Source organism: Streptomyces sp. G5(2025) (assembly GCF_049542075.1).
In the GTDB taxonomy this organism is placed as follows: Bacteria; Actinomycetota; Actinomycetes; order Streptomycetales; family Streptomycetaceae; genus Streptomyces.
This window is the reverse complement of sequence record NZ_JBMUZT010000006.1, coordinates 5,805,023-5,815,896: the sequence shown is the minus strand read 5'-3', so window position 1 is coordinate 5,815,896 and position 10,874 is coordinate 5,805,023. Positions and strand designations below refer to the sequence as shown.

Genomic DNA, 10,874 nt, shown 5'->3' with positions numbered 1-10,874 from the left:
TCTGCTCGTCGGAGGGGGCACGGCTGATCAGTGGGCCCCCGGCGGCTTGCGCGGGATGCCGGCGACCCGATAGGCCTCTGCCTCCTCCAGGGTCTCGTTCGCGAGCAGCGCCGCGGCCAGGGCGTCCAGCCGGTCGCGGTGGTCGCGCAGTTGGCGGCAGGCGTTCTCGTAGCACTCGTCGACGATCCGCCGCATCTCGCCGTCGATCACGTCCAGCGTCTGCGGGGCGGCGGACAGTCCGTACGCCTGCTGCGCGTCGCCCGGCAGGGCGGACAGGCGCCCCACGAGTTCGCTCATGCCCCAGCGGCCGACCATGCCGCGGGCGATGTTGGTGACCTGCTCCAGGTCGTTCTCGGCGCCGGTGGTGATGACTCCGTAGACGACGTGTTCGGCGGCCATGCCCCCCAGGGCGCCGATGATGCGCCCGCGGAGGTACTCCTCCGTGTACGCGTACTTGTCGGAGTCGGGGGTCGACAGCGTGACGCCCAGGGCGCGGCCGCGCGGCACGATGGTGATCTTGCGGACGGGGTCGGCGCCGGGCTGGAGCATGCCGAGCAGTGCGTGGCCGCTCTCGTGGTACGCCGTCCGCCGACGTTCCTCCTCCGGCATGACCAGCGGCCGTTCGGCGCCGAGCTGGACCTTTTCCATGGCTTCGGAGAGGTCGGACTGCGTGACCGTCTTCTTCTTGCGCTTGACGGCGATCAGAGCGGCTTCGTTGGCGAGGTTGGCGAGTTCGGCGCCGGTCATGCCCGGTGTCGTGCGGGCGACCTGCGCGAGGTCGACGTCGTCGGCCAGCGGGATGGTGCGCGTGTGGATGCGGAGGATGGCCTCGCGCCCACCGCGGTCCGGGGGCGAGACGTTGACGACGCGGTCGAAACGGCCGGGCCGGGTGAGGGCGGGGTCGAGGACGTCGGCGCGGTTGGTGGCGGCGAGGACGATGACACCCTCCGCCCCGGAGAAGCCGTCCATCTCGGTGAGGATCTGGTTCAGGGTCTGCTCGCGCTCGTCGTGACCGCCCATGCCGCTGCCGCCGCCCCGGGCGCGGCCGATGGTGTCGATCTCGTCGATGAAGATGATCGACGGGGCGACCTTGCGGGCCTCGGTGAAGAGTTCGCGCACGCGCGAGGCGCCCACGCCCACGATCATCTCGATGAACTCCGAGGCGGAGGCCGAGAAGAAGGGCACGCCTGCCTCGCCCGCGACGGCGCGCGCGAGGAGGGTCTTGCCCGTGCCGGGCGGTCCGGCGAGCAGGACGCCGCGCGGCATCTTGGCGCCCATGGAGCGATAGGCGTCGGGATTCTTGAGGAAGTCGACGACGTCGTTCAGCTCCCCCTCGACCTCGTCGATCCCCGCCACGTCCTCGAAGGTGGTCCGCTTCGCCCCGGGCTCCAGTTCGACCGGCTTGGGCGGTGTCTTGCGCCCGAGCATGCCGCCACCGCCCATGCCCGCGCTCATCCTCCGCGCGATGAAGAGCCACAGCGCCACGAGGAGGAGCATCGGCGCGAGCGAGATGAGCAGGTTGGAGAGGAAGCTGCGCTCCTGCACCACGGGCTCGGCGGTGACGGTGACGCCGTGCTTGGTCAGGTCGTCCCAGAGCTTGTCGTCGGCGAAGGCGGGCCGCTGCGTCGTGAACTTGGTGTACGTCCCCTCGTCGTCGCCCGGCTTCTCCTGCCCCTTCTTGAGCTGCCCCTGGATCGCGTCGCCCTTGGAGTAGATCTTCGAGACGTTCCCGGCGTCGACCTGTTTGCTGAACTCGGTGTACGAGATGGTCGGCTCGTCGCCCTCGTTGAAGAAGGACAGCACGAGGTTGGCGATGAGGTAGACGATCAGCGCCGTCAGGATCAGCCCGCCCCAGCCGCCCGGCATCTTCTTCTTCGCAGGCGGCGTCGGGGCGGGCGGAGGCGCACCCTCGGAGCGCCATGGCTGATCGGGCGCCCGGCGCGGCGGCACAGGGTTGCTCATATGCGGACGTTACGTCACAAAACACACCGCGGCACCCGCTCCGGTTCACCCGGAAGACGCCTGGGGCGCCCCTGTTCAGAGGGGCGCCCCAGGCGGTCGTACGAGACGCTGGTCCGTGCCCAGCGGCGGGACTCAGCCCATGAACTTCTTGAACTCGTCCGGCAGCTCGAAGTTCTGCCCGGCCTGCCCGCCCGGAAGGCCGAAGGCGCCGCCCTCCTGGCCGGCCTGCTCGCGGCGCGTGGCCGCCTCCAGCTCCTCCTGCTTGCGCTTCATCGGGTTGCCGGAGCGGCGCTTGCCCTTGGCCTGCTTCTGCTTCTTCTTCTGCTTGCCGGCGCCACCGCCCATGCCCGGCATCCCGGGCATACCCGGCATGCCGCCGCCCTGGGCCATGCGGGACATCATCTTCCGGGCCTCGAAGAACCGCTCGACGAGGCTCTTCACCGCGCTGACCTCGACGCCGGAGCCCTTGGCGATACGGGCGCGGCGCGAGCCGTTGATGATCGTCGGCTCGTGACGCTCGGCGGGCGTCATGGACTTGATGATGGCGGCGGTGCGGTCGACGTCACGCTCGTCGATGTTGTTGATCTGGTCCTTGATCTGCCCCATGCCGGGCATCATCCCGAGCAGCTTGCTGATGCTGCCCATCTTCCTGACCTGCTCCATCTGTGCCAGGAAGTCGTCGAGCGTGAAGTCCTTGCCCTTGCTGCTCGCCAGCTTGGAGGCCATCTTCTCGGCCTCTTGCTGCGAGAAGGTCTGCTCGGCCTTCTCGATGAGCGTGAGCATGTCGCCCATGCCGAGGATGCGGGACGCCATGCGGTCCGGGTGGAACGCGTCGAAGTCGTCCAGCTTCTCGCCGTTCGAGGCGAACATGATCTGGCGGCCGGTGACCTGCGCAATGGAGAGCGCGGCACCACCGCGGGCGTCACCGTCGAGCTTGGAGAGCACGACGCCGTCGAAGCCGACGCCGTCCCGGAAGGCCTCCGCCGTGTTCACGGCGTCCTGACCGATCATGGCGTCGACGACGAACAGGACCTCGTCCGGGCTGACCGCGTCGCGGATGTCCGCGGCCTGCTGCATCAGCTCCTGGTCGATGCCGAGGCGGCCGGCGGTGTCGACGACGACCACGTCGTACTGCTTGGTCCTCGCGAACTCGACGGAGTCCTTGGCGACCTGCACCGGGTCGCCCACGCCGTTGCCCGGCTGGGGGGCGTACACGCCGACGCCGGCGCGCTCGGCGACGACGCTCAGCTGGTTGACGGCGTTGGGGCGCTGGAGGTCGCAGGCCACCAGGAGCGGCGAGTGGCCCTGCCCCTTCAGCCAGAGGCCGAGCTTTCCGGCGAGGGTCGTCTTACCGGCGCCCTGGAGGCCCGCGAGCATGATGACGGTCGGCGCGGTCTTCGCGAAGCGCAGGCGCCGGGTCTCGCCACCCAGGATGCCGATGAGCTCCTCGTTGACGATCTTGATGACCTGCTGGGCGGGGTTGAGGGCCTGGGAGACCTCGGCGCCGGCGGCGCGCTCCTTGATCTGCTTGATGAAGGCGCGTACGACGGGCAGGGCCACGTCTGCCTCAAGCAGGGCGATGCGGATCTCGCGCGCCGTGGCGTCGATGTCCGCCTCGGACAGGCGGCCCTTGCCCCGGAGGTTCTTGAATGTCGCTGCGAGGCGGTCGGAGAGAGTATCGAACACGGCGGTCGCGAATCCTCAGGTCTGGGGGCGGGCTGACAGGTCGCCTTCCAGAGTATCTGCCGCGGGCCAGTGCCTGGGGCTCCGGTTCGGTTCTGCAGGGGCTGGGGGCGCTGCCCTGCCAGAACGGATACCCGGCGGTATCCCCCAGCCCGCCGCTACGCGGCGGCTGTCTCCGACCCACCCGCCCGTCAACCGGCGTCGAGATGTCGGGGGTGGGGGGTGGGCGGGGGCGCCCGTAGCTCGCGGCCGAGGTCGGGGCGGGCGAAGGCCCGTAACCCGGAGCCGAGACGTCGAGGTCGGGGCGGGCGGGGGTGCCCGTAGCTCGGAGCCGAGACGTCACGGTCAGGACAGGCGAAGGCCCGCAACCCAGAACCGAGACATCACCGCCAGCACAGACGAACCCCCGCAACCCAGAACCGAGACATCACCGCCAGCACAGACGAACGCCCGCAACCCAGAACCGAGACATCACCGCCAGCACAGACGAACCCCCGCAACCCAGAACCGAGACGTCGCGATCGAGGCAGGCGAGGGCCACACCCGCCTGAGGGAAACATGAGCCGACGCCGGCCCGCAGCCGCGTACGTGGCCGAGGGGACGTGGGGGTATGTGCGCGCGGAGCACAGTGGTGGTCATGACGGCGCCGAAGCGGCAAAGGGCCCGCGCCAAGATGGCGAGCACGGACATACCCCCACGTCCCCGCCCCACAGACGAACCCCAGGCGCCCACCCGCACCACCCACGCCCACCCACCGCTACCTACCCAGCGCCCCCTCCACCTCCCGAGCCACCCCCACCGCCCGCTCCCCCGCCAACGGCCCCCCATCCACCCCAGTCACATAAAACGCGTCCACCGCATTCGCCCCCAACGTCGACACATGCGCACTCCGCACCACCACCCCCGCCGCCTCCAACGCCCGCCCGATCCGATGCAACAGCCCCGGCGCGTCCTGGGCCCGTACCTCGATGACCGTCGCGAGACGTGACCCCGCCGAGGCCACCGTCACGCGCGGCGGCGGTGCCACCGTCCCCCGCCGCCGGGGATACGCGGCGTCCCGTTCGGCCAGCCGCCCCGCGATGTCCAGTGTCCCGTCCAGCGCCCGCACCAGATCGGCCCGCAGCCGCGCCGCCTGCGGCAACGCCCCGTACTCCGCCGCGACCCGCCACTCAAGCAGCAGGACCGAGCCCCCCGCACCCCCCACGCCACCCGCACCCCCACCCGCACCCGCACCCGCACCCGCACCCGCACCCGCCACACCTTCCACCCCGGCCGGCAACGGCACCTCCCGCAGCTCCGCCGCCCGCACAGTGAGCCGATGCAGCGCAAGGACCCCGGCCACGGCGGACAGCACCCCCGCCCGCTCCGGCACAGCCACCAGCAACTCCACCCCAAGCGGCTCGGGCTCGGCCTCAGCCGCCGGCTCCTCCGCCCGCAACGCCACCACCGGCCCACCCATACGGAACGCCTCCACCGCCAACCGCTCCTGCTCAGCGGTGGGCGCCGCCCCCGTCGCCCCCTCCGCTCCCTCCGCTCCCTCCGCCGACAAGCCACCCCCCGGCTCAGCCCCCGACAGCACCGCCGTCACCCGCTTCACCAGGTCGTCGACCAGCGCCCCCCGCCACGCCGACCACGCCGCGGGCCCGGTCGCCAGAGCGTCCGCCTCCGTCAGCGCGTGCAGCAACTCCAGCGTCCCCACAGACCCGACGGCCTCGGCGACCCCCCGTACCGTCGCCGGATCGTCGAGGTCGCGCCGCGTGGCCGTCTCCACCAGCAGCAGATGGTGCCGTACGAGACAGGCGACCACGGCCACGTCACCCGCGTCGAAGCCCACCCGTGCCGCGACGTCCCGCGCGATGATCTCCCCGGCCACGGAGTGGTCCCCGGGCCACCCCTTGCCGATGTCGTGCAGCAGCGCGGCCACCAGCAGCAGGTCGGGCAGGCCCACCCGCCGGGTCAACGCGGCGGCCCGTACCGCCGTCTCCACCAGATGCCGGTCGACCGTCCACGTGTGGACGGCGTTGCGCTGCGGCCGGCACCGCACCCGCTCCCAGTCCGGCAGCAGCCGCGTGACGAGCCCCTCGGCCTCCAGCGCCTCCCACACCTCGACGGTCGGCGGCCCCGCGCCGAGCAGCGTCACCAGTTGCTCGCGGGCCTCGGCGGGCCACGGAGTGGGCAGCGGCCGCACCGCCGCGGCCAGCCGCCGGACGGCGTGCAGGGAGAGCGGGAGCCCGGCCTGGGCAGCGGCCGCGGCGGCCCGCAGCGGCAGCACGGGATCGCGTTCGGGCCGGGCGGCGCGGGCGAGCACGACCTCCCCGTCCTGCTCCACCACCCCCTCCGCCAGCGGCGTCCGCTGCGTCCGCTCGGCCGCCGCGCCCCGTCCGCCGAGCATGGCCCGCAGCCGGGGCCGCGCGGAACGGGCCCGCAGGACGCGTCCGACCTCGCGCCAGGTGACGTCACTGGCGTAGGAGACGACGCGCGCGGCTTCGTACACCTGTCGGAGCAGGGTGTCGGCGTCCAGCAGGCCGAGCGCGGCCGCGACCTGGTCCTGTTCCTGGAGGGCGAGCCGGTCGGTGGCCCGCCCGGTGGTGAGGTGCAGCGCGTCGCGGACGTCGAGCAGCCGCCGCCGGGCGTCGGCGAGGCCCTCGCGCGGCGCGTCCGCGAGCCAGGACGCGGCGACGGCCCGCAGCGCCGTGGCGTCGCGCAGCCCGCCCCTGGCCTCCTTCAGGTCCGGTTCGAGGAGGTGGCCCAACTCGCCGTGCCGCACCGCGCGTTCCTCGCAGAGCTCGCGCAGCTCCGGCAGCCGCTTCGGCGCCTGGTTCCGCCAGTCGGCGAGGACGGCGGTGCGCAGCCCCGCGGTGAGCCCGAGGTCTCCGGCGACGTGCCGCGCGTCGAGCAGCCCGAGGTGCACCTTGAGGTCCTCCCCGGCGGTCCTGCGCGCCTCGCCGGGCGTACGCACGGAGTGGTCGAGCGCGAGCCCGAGGTCCCAGACCGGGTACCAGAGGCGGTCGGCTAGGGCCGCCACCTCCGCGGCGTCCGCGCTGCCGTCGTGCAGCAACAGCAGATCGAGGTCACTGCGCGGCGACAGCTCGCCCCGCCCGTACCCGCCCACCGCGACGAGCGCGACTCCCTTGGGCAGACTCCCGGAGCCCGCCTGGAAGAGCCCGGCCAGCCAGTCGTCCGTCAGCTCCGACAGGGCGGAACGGCGCGGCGGCCCGGACCGCGACTCCTCTTGGAGGAGCCGCAGCCGGGCCGCCGCGTAGCCGCTGGGTCCGGAGCCTTCCGCTTCCACTTCGGTTCGTACGCCCACACTCGCCACCCAGCAGCTCCTGTCCAGTCCCGTCCAGTTCAGCCCGGCCCCATGTCAAAGCCCACCCCACACCCTCACAACGCGTCGGGCCCCCGCTCCCCCGTCCGCACCCGCACGGCGGTGTCGACCGGAACGCTCCAGACCTTGCCGTCCCCGATCTTGCCGGTGCGGGCGGCCTTCACCACGACCTCCACGACCTGCTCGGCGTCGTCGTCCTCGACCAGCACCTCGATACGGATCTTCGGCACGAGGTCCACCGTGTACTCGGCGCCCCGGTAGACCTCGGTGTGCCCGCGCTGGCGGCCGTATCCGCTGGCCTCGGTGACCGTCAGGCCCTGGACGCCGAAGGCCTGGAGCGCCTCCTTGATCTCGTCGAGCCGGTGCGGCTTGACGACCGCGGTGATGAGCTTCATGCGTCCACCTTCTTGTCCTTCTTCTTGTCCTTGAGAGCCGGGCCCGTGGGCCGCGCACTGTCCACGACCGGGGCGGGGACCGCCGTACGCGGCGCCGCACCGCCACCCGCGCCGCTGAAGTCGTAGGCCGTCTCGGCGTGTTCGACCTGGTCGATGCCCGCGACCTCGTCATCCTCGCTGACCCGCATGCCGATCGTCTTGTCGATCAGGAGGGCGAGGACCGCGGAGGCGACCAGGGAGTACGCGAGGACTGCGCCGACACCGGCGAGCTGCTTCCACAGCTGCTCCAGGCCGCCTCCGTAGAAGAGGCCCTGGGCCTTGGACTGGCCGCCGCCGGTGGCGAAGAAGCCGACGAGGACCGATCCCGCGATGCCGCCGACCAGGTGGACGCCGACCACGTCGAGCGAGTCATCAAAACCGAACCGGAACTTCAACCCGACAGCCATCGCGCACAACACACCGGCGATCGCGCCGATGGCGATAGCGCCGAGCGGCGAGCAGGAGCCGCCGGCCGGGGTGATGGCGACGAGGCCGGCGACGGCGCCGGAGGCGGCGCCCAGCGTGGTGAAGGCGCCGTGGCGGATCTTCTCGTAGATGAGCCAGGCGAGCATGGCCGCGGCGGTGGCGACCTGCGTGTTGACGAACATCAGCGCGCCGACGCCGTCGTCGTTGCCGAGCCACGACCCGGCGTTGAAGCCGAACCACCCGAACCACAGCAGGGCCGCGCCGAGCATCACGAGCGGCAGCGAGTGGGGCCGCATCGGGTCCTTCTTGAAGCCGACGCGCTTGCCGATGACGAGGATGACGCCGAGCGCCGCGGCTCCGGCGTTGATGTGGACGGCCGTGCCGCCCGCGAAGTCGATGACGCCCAGCTCGAAGGCCCAGCCTCCGGTGCCCCACACCCAGTGCGCGACGGGGAAGTACACGACCGTGGCCCACAGGGCGACGAAGAGCGCCCAGGCGGTGAACTTCACGCGGTCCGCGAGGGCGCCGCTGATCAGCGCGGGCGTGATGACGGCGAACATCAGCTGGAAGACGGCGAAGACGTAGACGGGGATGGTGTAGCCGTCCCAGAGCTGGTTGATGCCGAGGCCGCTGAGCCCGACGTAGTCGCCCTCCCAGCCGAAGAGGCTGCCGTGATCGGTGCCGAACGCGACGGAGAAGCCGTACAGCACCCAGAGGACGGTGACGATCCCCAGGCTGATGAAGCTCATCATCAGCATGTTCAGGGTGCTCTTGACGCGGACCATGCCTCCGTAGAAGAAGGCGAGTCCCGGTGTCATGAGCATCACCAGGGCGGAACAGATGAGCATGAACCCGGTGTTGGCGGCAGACAGCTCGGGGGCGTCTGCGGCGATCGTGATGCCTGGGGGCATCGGCGTCTCCTCGTCGTCGTATGCGGCCCGTGCGGGCGAAGCCTGTGCGGTACCGAGGGGGCCCGTGCTCCTGGGGAGGGCGGGATGGTGGGCCGGTTATGCGCCAAGAGATTGGCGCAGCGCGGTTTCGGCGGGCGCCCCTCGGTGTTTCACCGCAGTGACGAAGAGGTCGTGTGTGTTACGCGTCCATGAACTGCCGGGTGGCGCGGGGCGCGGTTTCCTACCCTGCCCAGGGCGTACGAACCGGCCGCGGCGGCCATCCGGCTGACTGGCGTAGGGGGAGCCGAGTCGGGCTGTTCGGGATGGTCGCGCCGCGGCCGGAGCCGGTCGTGCCGGGCTTCAGACCGCCTCCGCGGTCTCCGGCATCTCGATGGCGAGCCGCTCGGTGATCTCCACGACCTCGGCGACGTCCCCGAAGTCCCGCACGGCGGTGTCGACGGTCTTGCGCAGGCGCGTGTTGACCCGCTCGGAGCGGACCTTCTTGGCGATGTCGAGGGCCTGCCCGGCCAGCACCGTGCTCTGCTCGGGCTCGCGCTGGAGCAGGTGGACGGTGGCCTTGCCGATGAGGTTCAGGGCGTACGAGCGCTGGTGCTCGGTGTCCGCCTCGAAGAGCTCCACGGCGCGGCCCATGACGGGCTCGGCGAGCGAGGCGTAGGTGGGGCTGCGCCCGGCCACGTAGGCCAGGTCGCGGTACGAGTGGGCGTTCTCGCCGTTCAGCTCGGCCTCGGAGAAGAAGCGGATCCAGTCCGGCTCGGGCTCGTCGAACTCCTCGGCGTCGGCGAAGGTGTCCTCGGCCATCCGCACGGCCCGCTTGCACTTGCCGGGCTGGCCCATGCTGGCGTAGGCGCGGGCCTCCATCGCATACAGCATGGCCTGGGTGCGGGGGCTGGCGCAGTCACGGCTGCCGTACTGCGCGAGGTGGATCAGTTCGAGCGCGTCGTCGGGCCGGCCGAGGTGGATCATCTGGCGGCTCATGCTGGAGAGGATGTACGACCCGAGGGGCTTCTCGCCCGCCTCCTTCGCGGCGTGCAGGGCGAGAACGAAGTACTTCTGGGCGGTGGGTTGAAGCCCCACGTCGTAGCTCATCCAGCCGGCCAGCTCCGCCAGCTCGCCCGCGACCTTGAAGAGGCGCTTGGCGGTGGCTTCGGGCTGGGGCTCCTGGAGCAGGTCCGTCACCTCGTGGAGCTGGCCGACGACGGCCTTGCGCCGGAGTCCTCCCCCGCACTGGGCGTCCCACTGGCGGAACATCACCGTGGTGGACTCCAGCAGGTCGAGCTCCGGCTTGGACAGGCGCGCCGGGCGGCGCAGCGCGGCGGGCTCGGGCTCCTCGCGGGGCGTCGACGGTGAGGGCACCAGCCAGCGCTGCATGGGCTCGATGAGGGCGGGCCCCGCGGAGAGCGCGAGCGAGGTGCCGAGGAAGCCGCGGCGGGCGAGCATCAGGTCACTGCGCGAGAACTCGCTGATGAGCGCGACGGTCTGCGGTCCGGTCCAGGGCAGGTCGACCCCAGAGGAGGCGGGGGTGCGGTGCGCGGCGCGCAGGCCGAGGTCCTCGACGGCGACGACGCACCCGAACCGCTCGGAGAACAGCTCGGAGAGGATGCGCGGGATCGGCTCGCGCGGATTCTCGCCGTCCAGCCAGCGGCGCACCCGTGAGGTGTCCGTGGAAATGTGGTGGGCGCCCAACTGGCGCGCCCTGCGGTTCACTTGGCGGGCCAGCTCGCCCTTGGACCAGCCGCTGCGCACGAACCAGGACGTGAGCATCTCATTGGGGCGCTTCTCAGCGTTCGCTCCGCTTCCGCCACTGCCGCCCACTGGAACGCCCCCATCCTTCAAGACACCTGTGCGCCGTCACGCTGCGCGCTCTCTACGCCAAGCCCTAACAGAATGCCGCCTCTTGCGGCCGTCCGTCCGGAGATTGTCACCCGTCGAACAGGAAACCGACTTGCCTCCGGCATACCCGCGGGTGGTCGAAATCCCGGGGTCGTGTACTCAAAGTAATCCTACGATCACCGCTCCCGCGAGGGCGATCCCACAAACGCCACCATTCGCCACCCCTTCGAATGAACTCCCGCTCTACGCAACGCGATTGACTTGACAGGACGACGGCAAACGGTGGAAAGGAGTGCGCCG

Annotated in this window: 6 protein-coding genes; all 6 read right to left on the bottom strand. The window is 71.4% G+C overall.

Features of this window, described 5'->3' with window-relative positions; translation table 11 throughout:
- Positions 1 to 27: 27 nt before the first annotated feature.
- The 6 genes from ftsH to ACOBQB_RS37255 all read right to left on the bottom strand — a co-directional run bounded on the left by ftsH (position 28) and on the right by ACOBQB_RS37255 (position 10,556).
- On the bottom strand, positions 28 to 1,962 hold the full coding sequence (gene ftsH, locus ACOBQB_RS37280; RefSeq protein WP_423598378.1) for an ATP-dependent zinc metalloprotease FtsH: 1,935 nt from the start codon (positions 1,960 to 1,962) through the stop codon (positions 28 to 30).
- 132 nt (positions 1,963 to 2,094) lie between these two features.
- Complete coding sequence (gene ffh, locus ACOBQB_RS37275) at positions 2,095 to 3,648, bottom strand: signal recognition particle protein (protein ID WP_423598376.1); 1,554 nt, start codon at positions 3,646 to 3,648, stop codon at positions 2,095 to 2,097.
- A gap of 754 nt (positions 3,649 to 4,402) precedes the next feature.
- Positions 4,403 to 6,964, bottom strand: coding sequence for a [protein-PII] uridylyltransferase (locus ACOBQB_RS37270; protein ID WP_423598374.1), 2,562 nt, complete (start codon positions 6,962 to 6,964; stop codon positions 4,403 to 4,405).
- 65 nt (positions 6,965 to 7,029) lie between these two features.
- Positions 7,030 to 7,368, bottom strand: a complete 339-nt coding sequence (locus ACOBQB_RS37265; RefSeq protein WP_127912634.1) for a P-II family nitrogen regulator — start codon at positions 7,366 to 7,368, stop codon at positions 7,030 to 7,032.
- Positions 7,365 to 8,744, bottom strand: coding sequence for an ammonium transporter (locus ACOBQB_RS37260; RefSeq protein WP_423598371.1), 1,380 nt, complete (start codon positions 8,742 to 8,744; stop codon positions 7,365 to 7,367). The genes ACOBQB_RS37265 and ACOBQB_RS37260 overlap by 4 nt, the downstream gene beginning before the upstream one ends.
- Positions 8,745 to 9,083: 339 nt before the next feature.
- On the bottom strand, positions 9,084 to 10,556 hold the full coding sequence (locus ACOBQB_RS37255) for a hypothetical protein (RefSeq protein WP_423598369.1): 1,473 nt from the start codon (positions 10,554 to 10,556) through the stop codon (positions 9,084 to 9,086).
- Positions 10,557 to 10,874: the final 318 nt, after the last annotated feature.